This is a genomic window from Streptacidiphilus monticola, from assembly GCF_042658505.1.
GTDB lineage: Bacteria > Actinomycetota > Actinomycetes > Streptomycetales > Streptomycetaceae > Streptacidiphilus > Streptacidiphilus monticola.
Genome location: NZ_JBHSQJ010000085.1, coordinates 1 through 20,849, shown reverse-complemented (window position 1 = coordinate 20,849; position 20,849 = coordinate 1). Strand labels below are relative to the sequence as shown.

Annotated in this window: 19 protein-coding genes and 1 pseudogene; 7 read left to right on the top strand and 13 right to left on the bottom strand. The window is 73.4% G+C overall.

What is annotated here, in order from left to right; genetic code table 11:
• Positions 1 to 265 precede the first annotated feature (265 nt).
• Complete coding sequence (locus tag ACFP3V_RS21380; protein ID WP_380585825.1) at positions 266 to 679, bottom strand: TlpA family protein disulfide reductase; 414 nt, start codon at positions 677 to 679, stop codon at positions 266 to 268.
• A 160-nt stretch (positions 680 to 839) separates the two neighbouring features.
• Here ACFP3V_RS21380 and ACFP3V_RS21375 point away from each other — a divergent pair, with 160 nt between their 5' ends.
• Together ACFP3V_RS21375 and ACFP3V_RS21370 are read left to right on the top strand one after the other, a co-directional pair.
• Positions 840 to 1,271 (top strand): DUF4395 domain-containing protein, encoded by a 432-nt coding sequence (locus ACFP3V_RS21375; RefSeq protein ID WP_380585823.1) that lies wholly within the window; start codon positions 840 to 842, stop codon positions 1,269 to 1,271.
• A 121-nt stretch (positions 1,272 to 1,392) separates the two neighbouring features.
• Positions 1,393 to 2,163, top strand: a complete 771-nt coding sequence (locus tag ACFP3V_RS21370) for a lysophospholipid acyltransferase family protein (protein ID WP_380585821.1) — start codon at positions 1,393 to 1,395, stop codon at positions 2,161 to 2,163.
• 21 nt (positions 2,164 to 2,184) lie between these two features.
• On the opposite strand, the gene ACFP3V_RS21365 is transcribed toward ACFP3V_RS21370, so the two are convergent.
• The 6 genes and pseudogenes from ACFP3V_RS21365 to ACFP3V_RS21340 form a co-directional block, all read right to left on the bottom strand.
• On the bottom strand, positions 2,185 to 2,805 hold the full coding sequence (locus tag ACFP3V_RS21365) for a GTP-binding protein (protein WP_380585819.1): 621 nt from the start codon (positions 2,803 to 2,805) through the stop codon (positions 2,185 to 2,187).
• Positions 2,786 to 3,133 (bottom strand): DUF742 domain-containing protein, encoded by a 348-nt coding sequence (locus ACFP3V_RS21360; protein WP_380585829.1) that lies wholly within the window; start codon positions 3,131 to 3,133, stop codon positions 2,786 to 2,788. The genes ACFP3V_RS21365 and ACFP3V_RS21360 overlap by 20 nt, the downstream gene beginning before the upstream one ends.
• 73 nt (positions 3,134 to 3,206) lie before the next feature.
• Positions 3,207 to 3,632: a roadblock/LC7 domain-containing protein gene (locus ACFP3V_RS21355; protein WP_380585817.1), complete on the bottom strand. Its 426-nt coding sequence runs from the start codon at positions 3,630 to 3,632 to the stop codon at positions 3,207 to 3,209.
• 46 nt (positions 3,633 to 3,678) lie between these two features.
• Complete coding sequence (locus ACFP3V_RS21350) at positions 3,679 to 5,238, bottom strand: sensor histidine kinase (protein WP_417774523.1); 1,560 nt, start codon at positions 5,236 to 5,238, stop codon at positions 3,679 to 3,681.
• Positions 5,239 to 5,317: 79 nt separating this feature from the next.
• Positions 5,318 to 6,073: pseudogene (locus ACFP3V_RS32075) on the bottom strand (nitrate- and nitrite sensing domain-containing protein); the annotation flags it as partial.
• Between the two features lie 180 nt (positions 6,074 to 6,253).
• Positions 6,254 to 7,051: an MHYT domain-containing protein gene (locus ACFP3V_RS21340; RefSeq protein WP_380585813.1), complete on the bottom strand. Its 798-nt coding sequence runs from the start codon at positions 7,049 to 7,051 to the stop codon at positions 6,254 to 6,256.
• 424 nt (positions 7,052 to 7,475) lie between these two features.
• Here ACFP3V_RS21340 and ACFP3V_RS21335 point away from each other — a divergent pair, with 424 nt between their 5' ends.
• Positions 7,476 to 8,237 (top strand): MerR family transcriptional regulator, encoded by a 762-nt coding sequence (locus ACFP3V_RS21335; protein WP_380585811.1) that lies wholly within the window; start codon positions 7,476 to 7,478, stop codon positions 8,235 to 8,237.
• On the opposite strand, the gene ACFP3V_RS21330 is transcribed toward ACFP3V_RS21335, so the two are convergent.
• Positions 8,203 to 8,778 (bottom strand): hypothetical protein, encoded by a 576-nt coding sequence (locus ACFP3V_RS21330; RefSeq protein WP_380585809.1) that lies wholly within the window; start codon positions 8,776 to 8,778, stop codon positions 8,203 to 8,205. The genes ACFP3V_RS21335 and ACFP3V_RS21330 overlap by 35 nt on opposite strands.
• 128 nt (positions 8,779 to 8,906) lie before the next feature.
• Between ACFP3V_RS21330 and ACFP3V_RS21325 the strand changes: the two genes are divergently transcribed.
• Positions 8,907 to 10,400, top strand: a complete 1,494-nt coding sequence (locus tag ACFP3V_RS21325; RefSeq protein WP_380585807.1) for an MFS transporter — start codon at positions 8,907 to 8,909, stop codon at positions 10,398 to 10,400.
• Between the two features lie 199 nt (positions 10,401 to 10,599).
• On the opposite strand, the gene ACFP3V_RS21320 is transcribed toward ACFP3V_RS21325, so the two are convergent.
• From ACFP3V_RS21320 to ACFP3V_RS21300, 5 genes are read right to left on the bottom strand one after another with little or no spacing between them, the layout of a single operon-like run.
• Positions 10,600 to 11,304 (bottom strand): GntR family transcriptional regulator, encoded by a 705-nt coding sequence (locus ACFP3V_RS21320; protein ID WP_380585805.1) that lies wholly within the window; start codon positions 11,302 to 11,304, stop codon positions 10,600 to 10,602.
• A complete protein-coding gene (locus tag ACFP3V_RS21315; RefSeq protein ID WP_380585803.1) occupies positions 11,301 to 12,839 on the bottom strand; it encodes a beta-N-acetylhexosaminidase in 1,539 nt (512 codons plus the stop codon). Before ACFP3V_RS21315 ends, ACFP3V_RS21320 begins: the two co-directional genes overlap by 4 nt.
• A gap of 28 nt (positions 12,840 to 12,867) precedes the next feature.
• Entirely contained in the window at positions 12,868 to 13,695 is an 828-nt protein-coding gene (locus ACFP3V_RS21310; RefSeq protein WP_380585801.1) for a carbohydrate ABC transporter permease, read from the bottom strand.
• On the bottom strand, positions 13,689 to 14,606 hold the full coding sequence (locus ACFP3V_RS21305; RefSeq protein WP_380585799.1) for a carbohydrate ABC transporter permease: 918 nt from the start codon (positions 14,604 to 14,606) through the stop codon (positions 13,689 to 13,691). Before ACFP3V_RS21305 ends, ACFP3V_RS21310 begins: the two co-directional genes overlap by 7 nt.
• Positions 14,593 to 15,894, bottom strand: a complete 1,302-nt coding sequence (locus tag ACFP3V_RS21300) for an extracellular solute-binding protein (RefSeq protein ID WP_380585797.1) — start codon at positions 15,892 to 15,894, stop codon at positions 14,593 to 14,595. The genes ACFP3V_RS21305 and ACFP3V_RS21300 overlap by 14 nt, the downstream gene beginning before the upstream one ends.
• A 205-nt stretch (positions 15,895 to 16,099) precedes the next feature.
• On the opposite strand from ACFP3V_RS21300, the gene ACFP3V_RS21295 reads away from it, so the two are divergent.
• From ACFP3V_RS21295 to ACFP3V_RS21285, 3 genes are all read left to right on the top strand, one after another.
• Entirely contained in the window at positions 16,100 to 17,518 is a 1,419-nt protein-coding gene (locus ACFP3V_RS21295; protein ID WP_380585795.1) for a cellulose binding domain-containing protein, read from the top strand.
• Between the two features lie 75 nt (positions 17,519 to 17,593).
• Entirely contained in the window at positions 17,594 to 18,784 is a 1,191-nt protein-coding gene (locus ACFP3V_RS21290) for an exonuclease SbcCD subunit D (protein WP_380585793.1), read from the top strand.
• Positions 18,784 to 20,849, top strand: a 2,066-nt coding sequence (locus ACFP3V_RS21285) for an AAA family ATPase (RefSeq protein ID WP_380585791.1), incomplete at its 3' end; no start/stop codon positions are given. The genes ACFP3V_RS21290 and ACFP3V_RS21285, both read left to right, overlap by 1 nt.

The window sequence follows — 20,849 nt, the reverse complement described above, 5'->3', positions numbered from 1 at the left end:
CCAAGACAACGATCCTCAAGCTCACGACCCGTCTCCTGTACTGGTGCTACTCGCAGACTACTGGCGAGTAGCTTAGCTCTTCGCCCGGACTCTTCGTGGAGCCCATATTCCCTCACGGAACGTCATCCCAAGCGTCCGTTCAACGGGGGCGCGCTGTGACATAACTTCTATTGACCGCCCTATTGACGGCGGGGCGAACGGGCGCGGCGAACGGCGGGGCCCGCGGCGGGGTCACGAGAAGGCGACGGCCGGAGCCGTCGGAGCGTCAGATCGCTTCGCCCAGGGCCGCGATGACGTCGGCCTTGCGGGGCTGGCCCACGGCGCGGCGGCTGACCGCGCCCCGCGCGTCGAGGACGAGCGTGGTGGGCGTGCGCAGGATGTCGAAGCGGCGGACCAGGTCCAGGTGGGACTCCGCATCGATCTCGACGTGGGCGACGCCCTCGACCAGCTCGGCGACCTCGCCGAGGATCCGCTTGGTGGCCCGGCAGGGGGCGCAGAAGGCGGAGGAGAACTGCACCAGGGTGGCGCGCTCGCCCAGGGGTGCGCCCAGGTCGTCGGCGGTGAGCACGGCCAGGGCGTCCTTGCGCTTCACGTCGAGCCTTCCGCCACGGCGTGCCCGCAGCAGGCCGAAGACGCTGCACAGCGCCAGCACCACGAGGACAGCCACCAAACCGGTCATGGTCCCAGCATGCCTCAGCCCCCTAGGATGGCGGTATGCAGGGCTCCCGCCGACTCACCCGCCGCCTGGTCATCGACCTGTGCCGGGTGTCGGCGACGCGCTGTCGTTGAGCCGCGCTCCGACAGCCCGTCAACTTCTCTCCTTCCTCCTGGAGTTCCGCATGCCCGAAAACCCCCGGGGCGTCGATCCGCGCGGTCCGCGCTTCGCCGCCGTGCTGACGTCCGTCGTCCTCGCCGTGGTCCTGGTCACCGGCAGCGGCTGGCTGCTGCTGGCGCAGGCGCTGGTCTTCGCCCTCGGCGCGGCCGGCCGCTCGCCCTACGGCTGGCTGTACCGGCGCTTCCTGCGGCCGCGGCTGGGGCCGCCGAGCGAGCTGGAGGACCCGGCGCCGCCGCGGTTCGCGCAGCTGGTCGGGCTGGCCTTCGCGGCGGTCGGCACCGTGGGCTACCTGGCCGGCCTCGGCTGGCTGGGACTGCTCGCGACCGCCTTCGCCCTGGCCGCGGCCTTCCTCAACGCCGCCTTCGGCTTCTGCCTCGGCTGCGAGCTGTATCTCCTCTTCCGGCGCGGTACTTCGAGGTTCCCCAGCGCCGTGTGACAACTGTCTCGCGCCACGCGTGCCGCTGAGGATGACATCCGGCCACGGCGCTGGGCATCATGGGCCGGCGCCGAAAACCTACGGTGCCGTAAGTTGGTGAACCAGCGAAAGCAGGCTGACCGTGGCTGACCTCGTCTACCCGCCGGTGATCGGCGCGGCGCTGACGGCCTTCCGGGCGCTGGATCTGCGGATCCACCTGGAGGGTGCCGACCACGTGCCGCGCCAGGGCGGGGCGGTGCTGGTCTGCAACCACATCAGCTATCTGGACTTCATCTTCGCCGGTTTCGGCGCCTACCAGGCCGCGAAGCGCAAGACCCGGTTCATGGCCAAGGACGACGTGTTCCGGCACCGGATCTCGGGTCCGCTGATGCGGGGCATGAAGCACATCCCGGTGGACCGGGCCAACGGGCAGCCCGCGTACGACGAGGCGGTCGCGGCGCTGCGCCGGGGCGAGGTGGTCGGCGTCTTCCCGGAGGCGACGATCAGCCGTTCGTTCCAGCTGAAGAAGTTCAAGACGGGCGCGGCCCGGATGGCCGCGGACGCCCGGGTGCCGCTGCTGCCGGTGACGGTCTGGGGCACGCAGCGGCTGTGGACCAAGGACCGCCCGAAGAACCTGACGCGGCGTCACACGCCCGTGAGCGTGCTCATCGGAGAACCGATTCACCTGACCGAGCAGGACCGCCCGGTGATGGTGACGCGCCGACTGCGCGCGGCGATGGGCGAGTTGCTCGACCGCGCGCAGCGGGAGTACCCGGACGGGCCGGCGGGGCTGGACGACCGCTGGTGGCTCCCGGCCTCCATGGGCGGCACGGCCCCCACGCCCGAGCAGGCCGACCTGCTGGACGCCGCGGAGGCCGAGGAGCGCGCCGCGCGCCGCGCCGCCGCCGCGTAAGAGGTGCGACGGCAGCCGTCCTCAGCCGCTGGAGGCGATCAGGCGGGCCGCGTGCCGTCTGCTGGCGTGCTCGACCAGTTCGATCAGCACCTGCTTGCTGGACTGGCGGTCGCGCGCGTCGCAGAGCACCACGGGCGTGCCGCGGTCCAGGTCCAGCGCCGCGGCGACCCGTTCGACCGTGTGCTTCTGGGCCCCGTGGAAGCAGTTGACGGCCACGACGAACGGGATGTCGCGGCGCTCGAAGTAGTCCACGGAGGGGAAGCAGTCCTCAAGCCGCCGGGTGTCGGCCAGGACCACGGCACCCAGCGCGCCGTGCGCCAACTCGTCCCACAGGAACCAGAAGCGGTCCTGTCCGGGGGTGCCGAAGAGGTAGACGGCCAGGCCCTCGCGGATGGTGATCCGGCCGAAGTCCATGGCCACGGTGGTGGTGGTCTTCTCCTCGACGCCGCCGAGGTCGTCCACCCCGAGGGAAGCTTCGGTCAGCGTCTCCTCGGTGCGCAGCGGGCGGATCTCGCTGACCGAGCCGACGAGGGTGGTCTTGCCCACGCCGAAGCCGCCCGCGACGAGGATCTTGAGGGAGAGGACCGGCTCGCCCTCGGGCAGGGCGGCGGTCGACGTGGCGTCAGAGTGCACGGAGGCCATTGATCACTTCTCGCAGGATGCGCTCGTCGGGGAGCATGGCGGGCGGGACAGGGCGGCTGACGCGGATCAGGCCCGCGTCGTGGAGGTCGCCGAGCAGGACCCGGACGACGCCCAGCGGCAGATCGAGTTCGGCGGCGATCTCGGCGACGGACTGGGACTGGTGCCGGCACAGGTCGACGATGGCCGCGGACTCCGGGTCCAGGCCGAGGTCGACGCCGTAGGGGCTGTCCGCGCCGTAGGGGCTGTCGGCGGTGATCATCGCGATGAGGTCGAAGGCCTGGCCGGTGGGCCTGGTCCGGCCGCGGGTGAGCGCGTAGAGCCGCACCATCGGGCCTGCCTCGTCGTCGTACCAGCGGGCGTTGCCGGCCGGGGAGCCCGCTCCGTGCCTGTGGTCCACCGGATCAGCCCGCGCTCGGCCGGTGCTGGACGGCGGTGCGCGGGTGGGCGAACAGGTGCTCGCCGACCCGGCGGACCATGCGGGCCATCTCGAAGGCGACCAGGCCGATGTCGGCGTCGGCTCCGGTGAAGACGGCCAGGCAGGTGCCGTCGCCGGCGGCGACCACGAAGAGGAAGCCGCCGTCGAGTTCGACCATGGTCTGCCGGACGTCCCCGGCGTCGAAGTGGCGGCCGGCGCCGCGGGCGAGGCTGTGGAAGCCGGAGGCGACGGCGGCGAGGTGTTCGCCGTCCTCGCGGCTGAGGCTGCTGGAGACGCCCAGGGCGAGGCCGTCGCGGGAGAGCACCACCGCGTTCCTGACCTGGGGCACGTTGCCGACCAACTCGTCCAGCAGCCAGTTCAGTTCGCCGGTGTGGTTCATGGTGGCGGCCATCGGCGCCGTTCCTCTCTCGGTGCGGGTCTGGGGAGGTGAGGGGGTGTCAGTCCTGCGGCAGGTCGTGCTCGCGCTGCAGGCGCAGGTGGCGGGGAGCGGTGCCGCCGCGACCGCGGGCCCAGCCCTCGGCGAGGGCGGTCATGGTGGCCCGGACCTGCTCGGGGCTGCGCTCGGCGGCACCGCCGGGGGGCTGGTCCGCGCCGATCTCGGGGACGTCCCGCAGCTGCACGGCGAGGCTCGCCTGCCGCACCCGGCGCGGCAGTTCCTCGCCGGCCCCGGCTGGCGCCGGGTGCAGCGGGGTGGCCGGACGCGGCGGTTCGGCCGCGGGCGGCTCCGGCTGCTGCGGCTCCGTCCGCAGCGTGCGCACCCGGGGCTCGGGCTCGGCCACCGCCACGAAGGCGGGCGGGGACGTCGGGACAGCGACCGGCGCGGCGCCCACCGGCACCGGTGGCAGCGGGACCTCCTGCGCGGCGAACTGGGCGCGGAAGTGCGGGCCGAAGGACGCGTCCACGGACTCCGCGCCCGGACCCTCGGCGGCCGTCGCGGGCAGTGCGCCGCGGCCGGTGTCGAGGACGGCGTTGGGCAGCAGCAGCACGGCGGTGGTGCCGCGGTAGGCGGAGGTGCGCAGGGAGACCTTGACGTCGTGGCGGCGGGCCAGGCGGCTGACCACGAAGAGGCCGAGCCGGTCGCTGTCGAAGAGGTCGGCCTGCTGGGCGTCCGCGATCCGGCGGTTGGCCTCGGCGATCGCCTCCTTGCCCATGCCGAGGCCGCGGTCCTCGATCTCGATGGCGTAGCCGGTGCCGACCTGTTCACCGGTGACCAGCACCCGGGTGTGCGGCGGGGAGAACGCGGTGGCGTTCTCGACGAGTTCGGCGATCAGGTGGGTGAGGTCCGCGACGGCCGCGCCCACCACGGCGACCCGGGGCAGGCGGCGCACCTCCACGCGGGCGTAGTCCTCGACCTCGGCCACGGCGGAGCGGACGACGTCCAGCAGCGGAACCGGCTTGCGCCAGGCGCGGCCGGGCGCGGCGCCGGACAGGATGATCAGGCCTTCCGCGTGGCGGCGCATCCGGGTGGTCAGGTGGTCGAGCCGGAACAGGTCCTCCAGCTCGGCCGGGTCCTCGGTGCGGCGCTCCATCTGGTCCAGCAGGGTGAGTTGACGGTGCACCAGGACCTGGCTGCGCCGGGCCAGGTTGACGAAGACGCCGGAGACGCCCGAGAGCACCTCGGCGCGCTCGACGGCGGCCTGCAGAGCGGCCCGCTGCACGCTGTTGAGGGCCTCGCCGACCTGGCCGATCTCGTCCTCCCCGGCTTCGACCACGGGCGCCTCGGCGTCGATGTCGATCTCCTCACCCGCCCGCAGCCGGCGCATGGCGGCGGGCAGGCGGCTGCCGGCCAGGTCCAGCGCGCTGTTGCGCAGCCCGAGGAGTTCGCCGACCAGCCCGCGGCCGATGCGGACGGAGATGACCAGCGAGACGACGACGGCCAGCAGGCCGAACAGGACCGCGGCGCCGTTGCGGGTGAGCAGGCCCTGGCCGTAGGGGTCCGCCGCCGCTGCCGCCGCCGCGACCGCGACGGCGCTGACCGCCGCACGGCAGCCGTACACGCTGGCCCTCTCCGTCGGCANGTTGCTGCTGGACGGCGTCGAGGCGGCTGTTCCACTGGTCGGCGGGGACCGTCCGGACGGCGGCGGTGCCCGGCCCGGCGTCGCGGATGCGGTCCTCCAGGGCCGCGAGGGCGGTGGCGTCCTGACCCTGCGTCACCTGGCGCCAGGCGGCGAGGTCGGCGGGCCGCAGGTCGGGGGCGGCGGTGTCGGCGAAGGCGCGTTGGGCGTAGCGGGCGCCGGTGAACTCGGCCCACTGGGCCTGGCTCATCCTCCCCGCGGCCTGCGCGGACTGGACGGCGGCGTCCTCGCGGGCGAGCATCTCGCGGGCCTGCGCCAGCTCCAGCAGCACCCGCGCGTCGGAGGCGAGGGAGGTGTCGTGGATCCCGGTGAGCGACCCGACGACGCCGAAGCCCGCGGCGGCCACCTGCTGGTAGCCGCTCATGGCGGCGGCCCAGCCGAGGGAGCGGCGGGAGATCTGCGCCCGCAGGTCGGCCAGTCCGGCGGTGGCGCGGTCGAGTTGGGCGAGCCTCGGGTCCAGCGTCGGGGTGAGCTCGGCGGTGGCCCCGGCGCTGCGCTGGATGCTGTCGTGCATCGCGGCGACGGCCGCGTCGGTGGCCTGAGCGCGGGCGGTGAGCCGGCTCTGCCGGTCCGCGCTCGGCGCGGCCAGGTACGCGAGGGCGGCGGTGCGCTCGGCCTGGAGGGCGGTGAGGGTGCTGTCGACCGGGGTGATCAGGCCGCGGTCGACCTGCTTGAGCCGGGTGAGGGTGTCCACGTCCTGCGCGGTGGTGACGGTGGCGAAGGCCCAGAGGCCGATCAGCGAGACCACCGGCACCATCAGCAGCGAGACGATCCTGGCCCGGACGGTCCTCGGCCGCAGCCGCCGGCCGCGAGGGCGGGGGGCGCGCACGGGAAGGCGTTCGTCGGCGGGCGGCCCGGCATGTGCGGGGCGCGGCCGCGGGGTCGGGTCCGGCTGGCGCATGTGAGTCCTCTGCTGCGGTTCGGAGATGACGTCGGGTCAGTGGGCGGCCGGCTGCGCATGGCGCAGCCGCTCGGCGACGGCCGCGTCGGCGCGTTCCTGGGCGGTCGGCGAGAGCGCGACGAAGGCCGTGGTCAGGAAGAGGTAGGAGCCGAGGCCGACGGCGAGCGGGAAGACGAACTGCATCAGGCTGGCCCCGGACAGCGGCGTCGCGGCGGGGTGCACGGCCACGTGGACCGCGGCCATGCCGGTGTAGTGCATGGAGCTGACGGCGAACCCCATCACCAGGGCGGCCCCCGCCGCCGCGACGGGTCCCTTGACGTTCAGCCCCGCCCACAGCGCGGCGGTGGCCGCGACGACGGCGATGACCACCGACAGCGCGACCATCGACGGGTCGTAGCTGAGCCCTCCGTGCAGCTGGAGCGCGGCCATGCCCATGTAGTGCATGGCCGCGACGCCGAATCCGGTGGTGAGCCCGCCGATCAGCAGCGCCCGCACCCGGTGCCCGCTGTAGCCGACGGTGAAGACGCCGAGGCCGACGAAGAACACCGCGCCGAAGAGGCTGAGCACGGTGAGCGGGACGTTGTAGCGGATCTCGGTGCCGGTGACGCCGAAGCCGAGCATGGCGATGAAGTGCATGGTCCAGATGCCCGAGCCGATCGCGGAGGCGGCGGTGAGCAGCCAGTTCCTGCGGGCGGTGCCGGTGGCGGCGACGGCCCGGACGGTGCACCGCAGGCCCAGGGCGGAGCCGAGGACGGCCATGCAGTAGGAGAGGATCGGCGTGAGCCAGCCGTAGCCCACCTCGGTCATGCCGCCCATGCCGGACATGGCGTACATGGAACAACTCCCCACGGTTTCGAGTGACTTGAGGGCGCCTCAGGGACGAGAGGGGACGCTAGTTCCCGCGCTCACCCGTTCACGCGAAGTTCCCGAAAGCCGCCCCACGGGGGCGGGGAATGTGCTCCACTGTCCCCCGGCATATGCCCCTCCGGGGCGGGGCTCAAGGCACCTCCGGTGCGCCACCGGGCGGCGTAGCCGCCCTGCAGGGGCGCGAGGATCCCCCACCCTCCCCCAGCCTTGGGCCAGGGGTGCCCCCATGGCGGGAGGTGCCCCCAGCGCGAGCGACACACCACCCGGGGAGATCCGACCGCAGGTGTGGGACGAACCCCCGCGAGTGGTGGGCCGGTCGCGCAGTTCCTCGCGCCCCTGCAGGGGCGGCTGCGCCGCCTGGAGGGTTGCCCGTGTGCCTTACGCTTCCCACGTGAGTGAGTCGAACGGCCGTCGGATCGGGCGGGAGTTCCGGACGGAGGAGCTGGCGCGGGAGGCCGGCATCCCCGTGCGGACCCTGCGGTTCTACCGCGAAAAGCGGCTGCTGCCGCCCCCGCGGCGGGACGGCCGGGTGGTCTGGTACTCCGAGGACCACCTCGCCCGCCTGCGGATCATCGCCCGCCTCCTGGAGCGGGGCCACACCCTGGGCGGCATCGCCGAACTCCTCGCTGCCTGGGAGCAGGGCCGCGACGTCGCCGAACTGCTGGGCCTGGAGGGCGCGATCGCCGCGCCCTGGTCGGCCGAGTCACCGGTCCCGGTGACCCGCGCCGAACTGCGGGCGGCCTACCCGGGCCAGGTGGACGACGACGCGGTCGCCGCCGCGCAGAAGCTGGGGTACCTCCGCGGCGAGGGCGAGGAGCTGACCCACGTCAGTCGCCGACTCCTCGACGCCTCCGCTCAGTTGGTGGCCTCGGGCGTCCCGCTGCGCGACGTCCTGGACACGGCCGTCGGGGTGCGCGCCAGCGCCGAGGCGCTGGCGGGGCAGTTCGTGGAACTGATCAGCCGTCACCTCTTCCGGGACCTGGCCTCGTTGACGCCCGCCGAGACCGCGCGGCTGACGGAGACCGTGCAGCGGCTGCGCGAGGTGGCCCGAACGGTGGTGGACGTGGAGTTCGGGCTCGCCATGGACCGGAGGGTGCAGGCCGAGTTGAGCGAGGTGCTCACGCATCTCGCCGTACGGTCGGGCGCTCCCTGATCCGCTCCTCCCAGTCGGGCGGCGGCACCAGGCGGCCCTGCTCGATGGTGAAGCCGGCCTGGCGCAGGTAGGGGCGGGCCTGCTCCAGCACGTTCAGCACGCGGAAGCTGGTGCGCAGGCACAGGGCCGCCAGCGGCAGTTCCACCAGTGCGGCCATGAGCACCGCCGCGACCAGGTCGCGGGTGGTCGGCGCGAGCATGATGTCGAACCAGGCGTCGGTCACCAGCAGCGCCGCCGCCGCGGCGGTCACCGCGGCGCTGCGGGGCGAGAGCCGCATGATGCGGATCGCGCAGCCGGCGAAGACCAGGATCAGCAGCGCGTCGAAACCGCCCCAGGCGGTGTTCCACCGCGCGGCCTCGGCGGAGCTTGGCAGGGTCAGGAAGAGGCCGACGGTCCAGGGCACCAGGATGAGCGCGGCCAGGAAGAACAGCGCGGCGTAGCGCGGGCGCAGCAGGCGCTCGCTGTGCCGGGGCAGATCGCAGAGGATGGGCGGCGGCTGCAGGAACCGCGGCAGGTGCTGGTCCCAGTCGTTCCGTGACATGTCTTCGATCGTAAGCGCTGTCCCGGCAACAACTTGACCCCCTAAAGCTTTCTGGCCTAAGGTCTCCCCTATTACTTGAGTACATGAACCATCCATGACCTGCACCACCTGAAGGGACCCGCTCCCCCATGAGCACGTCCATCGCCGCCGGCCCCACGGCCAAGCGCGGCAGCACGCCCCTGATCCTCGCCCTCGGCCTGGCGGCCATGGTCGTCTCCATGGCCCAGACCCAGGTCGTGCCGATCCTCTCCCTGCTCGGCACCAAGCTCCACGCCAGCGCCGCCGGCGTCAGCTGGGTGACCACGGCCACGCTGCTGTCGGCGGCTGTGTTCACGCCCCTGCTCGGCCGGGTCGGCGACCTCTACGGCAAGCGGCGCACCCTGGTCGCCGTGCTCGCCGTCATGGTGCTCGGCTCGCTGCTGGCGTCCACGACCACCTCGCTGGGCCTGCTGCTGGTCGGCCGTGTCATGCAGGGATCCGCCACCGCGATCTTCCCGCTGGCGCTGTCCATCGTCCGCGACCAGGTCCCGCACGAGAAGCTGCACGGCGCGATGGCGCTGGTCAGCTCGACGCTGGCGTTCGGCTCCGGCCTCTCCCTGGTGGTCACCGGTCTGCTGACGCAGGGCACCACCCCGGACTACCACGCGGTCTTCTGGTTCTCCACCGGCGTCTCGGTGCTGGCCCTGCTGGGCGTCCTGTTCCTGGTCCCCGAGGGCGGCCACCGCGTCGGCGGCCGCGTGGACGTGCTGGGCTCGGTGACGCTGGCGGCGTTCCTGGTCCTGCTGCTGCTCGGCATCTCCCAGGGCCACACCTGGGGTTGGAGCTCCGGCTCGGTCATCGGCTGCTTCGTCGGCGCGGTGGTCATGGCCGCGGTCTGGGTCCTGGTCGAGCTGAAGGTCCCGTCCCCGCTGGTCGACATGCGGATGTTCACGCACCGTCAGGTCGCGATGACCAACCTGGGCGGCCTGTTCGTGGGCTTCGCCTCGTTCACCCAGTTCATCGGGATCTCGTACCTGGTGCAGATGCCCGAGCGGATCGCCGGTTACGGCTTCACGGCGTCGGTGCTGCGCGCGAGCGTCGAGTACCTGCTGCCGAGTTCGCTCATCGCGCTGGTCGCCGCCCCCGTCGGCGGCATCCTGGTCCGCCGGATCAGCGCCCGCGGCACGCTCGCCCTGGGCGGCCTCGTCGGCGCGGGCGGTTTCGCGTGGCTGGCCTTCGGCCACGGTCAGAGCGCGAGCGTCATCTGCGCCGGGCTGCTCACCGGCATCGCGATCGCCTTCGGCTACGCGGCGATGCCCGCGCTGATCGCGGCGAGCGTGCCGCTGCAGCAGACCGGGATCGCCAACGGCATCAACTCCATCTCCCGGTCCGTGGGTTCGGCGGTCGCCTCGGCCGTGGTGACCTCGCTGCTGGCCTCGAAGACGATCGCCGGCCTGCCCGCGGGGATCCACCTGCCGCAGGAGTCCCAGTTCAACCTGAGCTTCCTGATCGGCCTGGGCGCGATGGTCCTGACGGTCGTCGTGGCGACGCTCGGCCTCACCAAGCACCACGCCCACGCGAGCCCCGCGGTCGCGGCGAGCACGGCCACCGAGCCCAAGCAGCCGGCCAAGGCGGACGCGTAACCCCCCGCAGGGGCGCGGGGGGAACTGCGCGAGCAGCACACCACCCGCGGAGGTCCGGCCCGTTGAATGAGTCGAACCTCCGTGGGTGGTGTGCTGCTCGCGCTGGGGGCGCCTCCCGCCGTGGGGGCGCCCCCGGCCGAAGGCTGGGGGAGGGTGGGGGATCCGCCGCGTCCCCGCGGGGTGCCACCTGAGGAGGTGCCTAACCTGACGTGGCGTCGAAGCGGAGCTTCGACGTGATGCGGTAGCGGTCGCCCCGGTAGACCGAGTGCACCAGTTCGACGACCCGTCCCTCCCGGTCCCGGGTCGTCCGTTGCACCCGCAGCACCGGGGCGTACACGGGGACGTCCAGCAACTCCGCCTGCCCCGGGTTGGTCACCGCGGGCTCCAGCGTCTGCAGGGCATCCTGCACGACCACCCCGAACCGCTCCCGCAGCAGCCGGTAGAAGTTGCCCTCCTCGAGATCCCGGGGCTCCAGTCCCGGAACCAGCCGCGCCGGCAGCTCCAACTCCTCGATGGCGATGGGCTCGTCGTCCACCAGCCGGACCCGGGTGATCCGCAGCACGGGCTCCTCGGGCGCGATCTCCAGGCGGGACGCCCTCGGCGGACCGGCCGGGGCGACCCGGAACTCCACGACTCTGCTGGTCCAGTGGCCCTCCGCAGGAGGCACCGCGGTCACGGACTCCAGCTCCTGCGTCACCTTGCGCGGGCTGGTGAACGTCCCCCGCCCGTGCCGGCGCACCAGCACCCCGGCCTCCGTGAGCTCCTCGATCGCCGCGCGCACCGTGGGTCGGGAGACGCCCAACTCCACGGCCAGGTCCCGCTCCGAGGACAGGGGGGTGCCCGGGTCGGCGTTCTCGACGACGGCCAGCAGGTGGCGTCGGACCAGGTCGCGCTTGATAGTCACCGCCCCATCGTCTCAGGGCTGAGCTGCTGCTCAGGCTCCAGTACCGGAACCGCGTCGGGCCCCGTCCAGCGCGGGCCCGGGCCCGCCAGCGCGCCGAGGCGGGCGAGCAGGCCGAGGTGGGAGTCGAGGCGTTCGCGGAAGTCGGCGAAGCCCGGGCGTCCGCTGCCCGACCAGGCGCTCTCGGCGAAGGCGCAGAGCCGCGGGTAGAGCTGGTACCGCAGGTGGTCCACCGTGGGCGTGTCCTCCGTCCACAGCTGGGCCTGGGCGCCGACGACGCCCGCCGCGCGCGACAGCGCCGGATCGACGGCTGGCAGTCCTCCCGCCAGCGGGTCGAAGGCGTGGACGTCCGCCAGGGTGAGCAGTTCCTCCGGGTGCCCTGACGGCTCGTCAGGGCCCGTGGTCTGCCGGTAGTCCAGGTAGGTCGCCCGGTGCGGGGCCATCACCACCTGCCGGCCCCGCGCGACCGCCCGCGTCCCGTGGGAGGCGTCGAGCCAGGCCGCGACCACGGTCCCGGGGGGCAGGCGGCCCGGCAGACGCTCGGATTCGTCCCAGGCGACCGCCCGGCGGCCGAGCGAGGCGAGGTGGTCGTGCATGCGCCCGAGGAACCATGCGTGCAGCAGCCGCACGTCGTCGAGGCCGAGGCGGGCGGCCCGTTCGCGCGCCCGGGGGCTCCGCTCCCACCGCAGCGTGGGGCACTCGTCGCCGCCGATGTGCACGTACCGGGAGGGGAACAGCTCGGCCACCGAGCTGAGCACCTCGCGGCCGAAGTCCAGGGCGGCGTCGTGCACGCCGAGGATGTCGGGGCTGATGCCGCGCCGGTTCCACACCGACAGCCGCCGTTCCGGCTCGTTGCCGAGCTCGGGGTAGGCGGCCAGCGCCGCCCGGACGTGGCCCGGCATCTCGATCTCGGGGACGATCTCCACGCCGCGCTGCTCCGCGTGGCGGACCAGCGCGGCCAGGTCCTGCCTGCTGTACCAGCCGCCGTAGCGGCTGCCGTCCGGACGGGTGCGCCAGCCGCCGATCTCGGTGAGCCGGGGCCGGGACGGGATCTCGACGCGCCAGCCCTGGTCGTCCGTCAGATGCAGTTGGAGCACGTTGAGTTTGTGCAGGGCCAGCTCGTCCACGAGGGCGTGCAGGAAGGAGAGCGGCGCCAGGTGCCGGGCGACGTCCAGCATCAGTCCCCGGCGGGGCAGCGCCGGCGCGTCCACCACCGTCACGCAGGGCCAGGACGTGCCGTCCGGGGCGAGGAGTTGACGCAGCGTCTGGACGCCGTGCCGCAGCCCGGCCGGGCGCGGCGCGGTGAGCGTGACCTGGGTCGGCTCGATGTGCAGCCGGTAGGACTCGGGGGCGCCGCCGGGGACCAGGTCGAGGTGGATCCACGGGCCGTTGCCGGTGCGCGGCCGGTCCGCGCCGAGGTGGTGGGCGAGCAGGTCGGCGGCGGTCTCGGCGCCGGGGCCGGCGGTGAGGTGGAGTTCGGCGGGGAGCCGGAAGCGGCCGGGACGGCGTTCCAGGGACTGCGGATGCGGGATGATCACGGTCGTCCTCGATGGGGTCGGGTGGTGGTCACTCCTTGACGGCCCCTGCCGTCATGCCCTCGACCAGGCGGCGCTGGATGAGCATGAAGAACACCACCACCGGCAGCGCGAAGAGCGTGGAGGCCGCGATCAGGCCGCCGTAGTCGGTGCCGGTGCTGGTGGAGAAGGAGACCAGCCAGACGGGCAGGGTGTAGCCGGACTGGTCCTTCATCGTCACGTAGGCGAAGAGGAAGTCGTTCCACGCGGTGATGAAGGCGAAGACGCTGGTGGCGACGAGCCCGGGCAGGACCAGCGGGAGCAGGATCCGCCGGATGACGGTGGCCCGGTCGGCGCCGTCCACCAGGGCGGCCTCCTCCAGTTCGACGGGGATGCCGTGGAGGAAGCCGCGCAGGGTCCAGATGGTGAAGGGGAGCACCAGGGCGGTGTAGGTGAGGGTCAGTCCCAGCAGCGAGTTGAGCAGGTGGGCGCTCTTCAGACTGAGGAACAGCGGGATCAGCAGGGCGGGTTGGGGCACCATCTGCACGGCGAGCACGGTGACCAGGAAGGCGCGCCGCCCGAGGAAGCGGAACCGGGCGAGCGCGACGGCGGCGAGGAAGGCGACGGCGATCGCCAGCACCACGACGCTGCCGGTGACCGCGAGGCTGTTGCGCAGGTCGGTGAGGAATCCGGCCTTGTGCACGGCGTCGTCGAAGTTGGCGAGCGTGAACGGCCAGGGCAGGAAGCCGGGTCGGGGTCTCAGGATGTCGCCGTAGGGCTTGAACGCGGTGTTGACCATCCAGTAGACGGGGAAGGCCCAGACGGCGCAGAAGACCACCGCCGCGGCGTCCCGGGCCAGGTGCCGGAGCCGGGTCACCATTCCTCCCCGCTGCGGACGAGCCGGCGCACGTAGGCCGCGGTGAGCAGCATCAGCAGCAGCGTCGAGAACAGGGCGACGGCGGCGCCCTGGCCGAAGGAGTTGGCGCTGAACGCCTTGGTGAAGGACCAGATGCCGAGGGTGGTGGTGCCCTGGCCGGGGCCGCCCTGGGTGAGGATCCAGATCTGGTTGAACACGTTGAAGTCCCAGATGACGGAGAGCACGGTGACCAGTCCGAGGACCGGCCGCAGGAACGGCAGGGTGATCACGCGGAAGCTGCGCCAGGGCCCCGCTCCGTCGAGCGCCGCGGCCTCGTAGTAGGCGCGCGGGATCTGGGTGAGCCCGGCGTGCAGGGTGAGCGCGACGAAGGGCACGGACTGCCAGACGACGAGCAGCCAGACCAGCGCGAACGCCGAGAGTGGGGTGCTGGTCCAGTCCCGCTGGGTCAGGTCGCCGAAGAGCCCGGTCTTGGTGAGCAGCCAGTTGACCACCCCGTAGCCGGGTTGGAAGAGCCACTGCCACACCAGGGTCGACGCCACGTTGGGCATGGCCCAGGCGGCGATCAGGACCAGGGTGACGGCGGTGCGCAGCCCCCGGCGCAACTGTCCGAGCAGCAGGGCGACTCCGGTCCCGACGGCGAGGGTGCCCGCGACGAGCGCGGCGCAGAAGCCGGCGGTCCGCAGCAGCACCGGCAGCAGTTGCGGATCGTGCAGCACGGCATGGTAGTTGGCGGTCCCGGCCCAGCCGGTGCGGCCGGTGAACAGGGCGCGCAGGCCGTAGTCCTGGAACGAGATCACGCCGAGCCGGACGAGCGGGTAGCCGAGGACGAGGGCGAGCAGGGCCGCCGCCGGGAGCAGCAGCCCGAGCGGCAGCAGCGGGCCCCGGCGGCGGACTGCCGTGTCAGGGTGCGGCATTGAGGGCCTGGTCCAGGTGGGCGTCGAGGTCCTTGGCGGCCTGGGCGACGGTCTTGCGGCCGGTGGCGATGTCGGCGAAGAACTGATTGATCGACTTGTCGCTCTCGACGGTGGCCCAGCCGGGCGTCGCGGGTGTGGCGACGCTGCTGCGCGCGGCGTCGAAGAAGGCCTGGGAGGTGGCGGGGAGGCTGCTCCGGGTCCGGTCGATGATCTGGGTGGACACGGGGGTCCAGTGGTCGATGCCGACGACGGCGCTCGCCTGGACGCCGGGGTCGGTGGCGGCCTTGAGGTAGGCGAGGGCGAGATCCTGGTGCCTGCTTCTGGCGGCGATGGCGATGTCGGAGCCGCCGAGGAAGACGGGCTGGGTCCGGCCCGGGGTGCTGCTCGGGAACGGGAAGGTGCCGATGCCGTCCTTCAGGGCGGGGTTGTCCTTGAGGACGGTGTTGACGCTGCTGTCGAGGATGGTGGCGGTCTTGCCGGTGGCGAACATGGCGGCCTGGTCGGGGGACTTGGTGTCGACGTTGCGGGAGGCGGCGCCGGAGTAGCGGTTCTGGAACTGCTTCCAGGCGGTGAGGCCCTGCTGGGCCGCCGGGCTCTCCAGGGCGCCGTGCCACTTTCCGCTGCTGTCCTGCGTGGCGAGCTGTCCGCCGGCGTCCCAGACGAACTGCAGGGCGCCGTACCAGTACTGGCCGGGGAAGTTGAAGGCGGAGAAGTCGGGGGCCGGGTTGGCGGCCTTCACCTTGTCCAGGTCGGTGAGGAGTTGCGCGTAGCTGGTGGGCGGGGCGGTGACGCCGGCCTTGGCCCAGATCCGCTTGTTGTAGATCACGGCGCGGTTGCCCGCGAAGAGGGGGGCCGCGTAGAGCTTGCCGTCGACGGTGGCGGGTCCGGTGAGTCCGGGCAGCCAGGTCTGACCGGCCGTCAGTTCGGCCTGGTGGGCGGTGATGTCGCTGAGCGCCCCGGTGGCCGCGAAGAGCGGCACGTCGGTGTTGCCGATCTCCAGGACGTCGGGGGTGTCCTCCTGGGCCAGAGCGGTGCTGATCTTGGTGTTGATGTTGTCCCACTCCTGGATCTGCACCCGGACCTTGGCGCCGGTGGCGGCCTCGAACCGGGCGTTGATCGCGGCGACGGCCTGGCTGCTGAGGTCGCCGTCCATCATCCAGACGGTGAGGGTGCGGTCCTGGGACGCGGAGCCGGCGGCTCTGGGGGTGGCGGCGGTGCTGCTGCAGGCGGTCGCGGCGGCGCACAGGGCGACGCCGGCGGCCAGCAGCGCGGGACGGCGCTGGGACACGGGTCTCTCCTCGGAGGGCGGAAGCGGTGGTTCGAGAGTGTGAAAGCTGACCACTGGTAATGTCAACAGGTCGAGCCTCGGCAGCATCCGTCAGAAACGGTCCGCTTTCCGGGGGTTGACGACACACCGGGACGGGCCTCAGTCTGACCAATGGTCAAGGCAAGCCCTCGCGTCCTGTACCTCTCCCCCACACCGAGGTGTACCGATGGAGCACGCCCCCGTCCGTCCCGGCCGCCTGCGCCGCGCGCTCGTCGCCGCCACCGCGCTCGCCTGCGCGGCCACCGGCCTCTACGCCACCACCCGGCCCGCCCACGCGGACACGCCCGCCCTCTCCGTCCAGTACAAGACCAGCACCGCCGCCAACGGCTACGAGATCGAGCCCTGGTTCAAGGTGGTCAACAACAGCGCGAGCAGCGTCCCGCTGAACCAGGTGGTGCTGCGCTACTACTTCACCGCCGACTACGCCGGCTCCTACGTCTTCGCCTGCGCCTGGGCCGTCGTCGGCTGCGGCAGTGTCAGCGGCACCGTCGTCACCATGCCCACGCCGACCGCGACCGCCGACCACTACCTCGAACTCCGGTTCAGCGGCGGCACCCTGGCGCCCGGAGCCGACTCCGGCGACCTGCAACTGCGGCTGTACCGCTCCGACTGGCAGAACGTGAACCAGGCGAACGACTGGTCCTTCAACGGCGCGGACACCGACTACGCGCTCTGGGACCACGTCACCGCCTACCGCAACGGATCCCTGACCTGGGGCACCCCGCCGGTCCCCGACGGCTCCCCCAGCCCGTCGCCCTCACCCTCCCCCTCGGGCGGGGGCGGCTCCCCCACCCCGCCGCCCTCCGGGCAGGCCCTGTTCGACGACTTCCGCTACACCGCCTCCGCCGATCCGCAGCTCGCCGCCGACGGCTGGTCGGTGCGGACCGGCTCGGGCGGCCCCGGCGTCCAGAACACCTGGTCCGCCGCCGCGATCACCTTCCCGAACGACAGCACCGCGGGCGACGGGCGCGTCATGCAGCTCGAGGCCACCACCGACGGCACCAGCTCCGGCACCACCCAGGCCGAGATCGACACCAGCCACCGCAAGTTCTTCGAGGGCACCTACGCCGCCCGGGTGTACTTCAACGACGCCCCCAGCACCGGCGCCAACGGCGACCACGTCAACGAGACCTTCTACACCATCACCCCGGACGACTCGCTCTACAGCGAGCTGGACAACGAGTACCTGCCCAACGGCGGCTGGGGCGCGCCCGGCCCCACCCTCTACACCACCACCTGGTACAGCGCCGACGCCATGGACCGGGTCACCCACAACGTCGTCTCCAGCCTGCAGGGCTGGCACACGCTGCAGATGACGGTCGGCGGCGGCACCGTCACCTACTACGTGGACGGGCAGCAGTACTTCAGCAGCACCGGCAAGTACTACCCGCGCGAACCGATGACCATCGACTTCAACGAGTGGTTCATCGACCTCCCGTTCACCGGCCGCCGCGTGTGGGACGAGAAGGTCGACTGGGTCTACTTCGACAAGGGCGCCTCGCTCAGCCCGGCCCAGGTGGACGGCGCCGTCTCCGGCTACCGCGCGGCCGGCACGGCCTTCACCGACACGGTGCCGAACTCCTGAGCGTCCGTCAGCTGACGGACCGTCGGACGGGTGCGGCGGCTGCGCTGTCAGTGGCGCCGGTTAAGGTCGTGCACCATGCGGCTGCTGCACACCTCCGACTGGCACCTGGGCCGGTCCCTCCACCGGGAGAACCTGCTGGACGCCCAGCGCGTCTTCCTGGACCACCTGGTCGCCACGGTACGGCGCGAGGAGGTGGACGCCGTCCTCGTCGCCGGGGACGTCCACGACCGCGCCGTGCCCAGCCTGGGCGCGGTGCGGCTGTTCGACGAGGTGCTGCACGAGCTGGCGGAGCTCGCCGTCCCGGTCGTGCTGATCAGCGGCAACCACGACAGCCCGCGCCGGCTCGGGATCGCGTCCGGCCTGATCGCCCGGGCGGGCGTGCACCTGCGCACCGACCCGCTGCGCGCCCACGAGCCCGTGCTGCTCAAGGACGAGCACGGGCCCGTGGCCGTCTACGGGCTGCCGTACCTGGAACCGGCCCTGGTCCGTGAGAAGCTCGGCGCGGAGCAGGTCAGCCACACCTCCGTGCTGGGCGCGGCGATGGACCGGGTCCGGGCGGACCTCGCCGGGCAGCCCGAGGGGACCCGCTCCGTGGTCCTGGCCCACGCCTTCGTCGCCGGCGGCCAGGGCAGCGACAGCGAGCGGGACATCGCGGTCGGCGGTGTCCCGAGCGTCCCGGCGGCCGTCTTCGACGGAGTGGACTACGTGGCGCTGGGCCATCTGCACGGAGCCCAGGTGCTGGGCGGCGGACGGCTGCGCTACAGCGGCTCCCCGCTGGCGTACTCCTTCTCCGAGGCCGGGCAGGAGAAGGGCATGTGGCTGGTGGACCTCGGCGCGACGGGTGAGTTGACGGTCCGCCAGGTCCCGGTGCCGCAGCCGCGCCCGCTGGCCCGCCTGCGCGGGACGCTGGAGCAGCTGCTGACGGCGGAGGAGCACACGTGGGCGGAGTCCGCCTGGGTGCAGGCCCAGCTCACCGATCCGGGCCGGCCGCTGCGCGCCATGGAGCGGCTGCGGGCCCGCTTCCCGCACACCCTGCAGCTGCTGTTCGATCCGGAGGAGCGGTCCGGGGACGGGCACGACTCCTACGTGGACCGGGTGCGCGGACGCGACGACGCCGAGATCGCCACCGGGTTCGTGGCCCACGTGCGCGGCAGCGAGGCCGCCCCCCGCGAGGCCCGGCTGCTGCGCGCGGCACTGGAATCGGCCGCACGCGAGGAGCACCGCGACGGCCACCAGGAGGAGACACCGGAAGGAGCGCGGGCCTGATGCGGCTGCACCGGCTGGAGGTCACCGCCTTCGGTCCCTTCGCGGGCACCGAGACCGTGGACTTCGACGCGCTCACCGAGAGCGGCCTGTTCCTGCTGCGCGGCCCCACCGGCGCGGGCAAGACCAGCGTCCTCGACGCGGTCTGCTTCGCGTTGTACGGCTCGGTGCCCGGCACCCGCCAGCGCGGCGGCGCGCTGCGCAGCGACCACGCCCGTCCGGAGCTGCTGACCCGGGTGGTGCTCGAACTCACGCTCGCCGGGCGGCGGTTGCGGATCACCCGGCAGCCCGAGCAGCGGCGGCCCAAGCAGCGCGGCGAGGGCACCACGCTGGTGCGGCCGCAGACCCTGCTGGAGGAGTGGGAGCCGGCGGCCGGGTTCTGGTCGGCCCGCAGCGGCTCGCACCAGGAGATCGGGCAGGAGCTGCACGACCTGGTCGGCATGAGCCGGGACCAGTTCTGCCAGGTGGTACTGCTCCCCCAGGGCGAGTTCGCCCGCTTCCTGCACGCCCCGGCGCAGGAGCGCCGGGAGCTGCTCGGCCGGCTCTTCGACACCCGCAGGTTCACCGGCGCCGAGCGCTGGCTGCAGGAGCGCACGCGGCTGAGCGAACGCGGCGTCCGCGACGCGGAGGCCGAGCTGGACGCGTTCACCCACCGCCTCGACCAGGCGGCGGGCGAACTGACGGACGCCGTCCCGCCGTTGGCCGACCGTGCGGCCTGGGCCGCGCAGCTGCGCTGCGAGGCCCGCGAGCGGGCCGGGGTCGCGGAGTCCGCCGAGGCGCTGCGGGAGGAGGCGCGCCGGGCGGCCGAGGAGCGGTCCGCCGCCGCGGCCCGCCTGGCGGAGCGTCAGCAGGCGTACGCCCGGGCCGTGGCGGAGCAGCAGCGGCTGGCCGACGGGCAGACCGCCGAACTGGCACGGGGCGTGCGGCTCACCCTGAACCGGCGGGCGGAGTCCGTCGCCCCGCTCGCCCGCCTGGCCGCGCGGGCGGAGGCCGAGTCCGCTGCGGCCGGACGGGAGGCGGCTGCGCTGCACGCCGTGCTGCCGGAGCCGGAGCGGGCACTGACGGCCGGGGAACTGGTCGCCCGGGAGCGGGAGTTGCGCGGGGAGGCCGGTCGGCTGGAGGCGCTGGCCGAGACCGAAGCGGCGCTGCATGCCGAGGCCGCCGAGGCCGACCGGCTGGAGCGGCAGCGCGAGGAGGTCGAGCGGCAGCACCGGGCCGCGGCGGCCTGGCTGGCGGAGGTGTGGCCGGAACGGCAGGCCAAGGCCCAGGCCGCCCTGGCGGAGGCGCGCGCCGAGGCGGGTGCGGTCGAGCACCTGGCCGAGGAGCGCGACCGGGCGCGGTCGCGGGTGCGCGCGGCCGAGGAGCGGGACGCCCTGGACGCCGAGGCGGCGCGGTCCCGCGCGGCCGCGACCGCCGCCCGGGACGAGGAGCAACGGCTCCGGGACGTCTGGCTGGATCTGAAGGAGCGTCGACTGGCGGGCATGGCAGCCGAGTTGGCGTCCCAGCTGGTGGCCGGGAAGCCGTGCGCGGTCTGCGGCGGCACCGAGCACCCGGCTCCGGCGCAGGCCGCGGGCGAGGCCGTCACACCGGAGGCGGAGCAGACCGCCGAGGCCGCGTACCTGGCCGCCCGCGAGCGGACGGAAGCGGCCCAGGCGGCGCTGTCCGGCGTGGAGCAGCGGCTGGCCGCCGCCCGCGCCGAGGCCGGCCCCCAGCCGGCGGAGGAGCTCCGGTCCCGCGCGGCGGAGCTGGACGCCCGGCACCGGGAGGCCGAGCACCAGGCGGTGGCCGCGGTGCGCGCCGAGGAGGAGCTGGCGCTGCTGGAGCAGCAGCACGAACGGCATCTGGCCGCAGCCTCCCGGGCCGCCAACTCCCTTGCCGTGCTGGAGGAGCAGCTCGACCAGCTGGCCCGACGCCAGACCGGGGGCCAGGCCCGGCTGGAGGAGGCCTGCGCCGGCGCGGCCTCGGTCGCCGACCGCGTCCGCACGGTCACCGCGCTGGCGGACTCCTGCGCCGCGGCGGCCGAGGCCGAGCGGTCCGCGTCCGCCCTCGCCGCGCAGGCGGCGGACGC

What these genes read in the sequence shown, in the direction of transcription:
- ACFP3V_RS21380 (WP_380585825.1), bottom strand. Translation starts at nt 679, where the DNA reads ATGACCGGTTTGGTGGCTGTCCTCGTGGTGCTGGCGCTGTGCAGCGTC.
- ACFP3V_RS21375 (WP_380585823.1), top strand. Translation starts at nt 840, where the DNA reads ATGCCCGAAAACCCCCGGGGCGTCGATCCGCGCGGTCCGCGCTTCGCC.
- ACFP3V_RS21365 (WP_380585819.1), bottom strand. Translation starts at nt 2,805, where the DNA reads ATGGCCTCCGTGCACTCTGACGCCACGTCGACCGCCGCCCTGCCCGAG.
- ACFP3V_RS21360 (WP_380585829.1), bottom strand. Translation starts at nt 3,133, where the DNA reads ATGGTGCGGCTCTACGCGCTCACCCGCGGCCGGACCAGGCCCACCGGC.
- ACFP3V_RS21355 (WP_380585817.1), bottom strand. Translation starts at nt 3,632, where the DNA reads ATGGCCGCCACCATGAACCACACCGGCGAACTGAACTGGCTGCTGGAC.
- ACFP3V_RS21340 (WP_380585813.1), bottom strand. Translation starts at nt 7,051, where the DNA reads ATGTACGCCATGTCCGGCATGGGCGGCATGACCGAGGTGGGCTACGGC.
- ACFP3V_RS21330 (WP_380585809.1), bottom strand. Translation starts at nt 8,778, where the DNA reads ATGTCACGGAACGACTGGGACCAGCACCTGCCGCGGTTCCTGCAGCCG.
- ACFP3V_RS21325 (WP_380585807.1), top strand. Translation starts at nt 8,907, where the DNA reads ATGAGCACGTCCATCGCCGCCGGCCCCACGGCCAAGCGCGGCAGCACG.
- ACFP3V_RS21310 (WP_380585801.1), bottom strand. Translation starts at nt 13,695, where the DNA reads ATGGTGACCCGGCTCCGGCACCTGGCCCGGGACGCCGCGGCGGTGGTC.
- ACFP3V_RS21305 (WP_380585799.1), bottom strand. Translation starts at nt 14,606, where the DNA reads ATGCCGCACCCTGACACGGCAGTCCGCCGCCGGGGCCCGCTGCTGCCG.
- ACFP3V_RS21295 (WP_380585795.1), top strand. Translation starts at nt 16,100, where the DNA reads ATGGAGCACGCCCCCGTCCGTCCCGGCCGCCTGCGCCGCGCGCTCGTC.
- ACFP3V_RS21290 (WP_380585793.1), top strand. Translation starts at nt 17,594, where the DNA reads ATGCGGCTGCTGCACACCTCCGACTGGCACCTGGGCCGGTCCCTCCAC.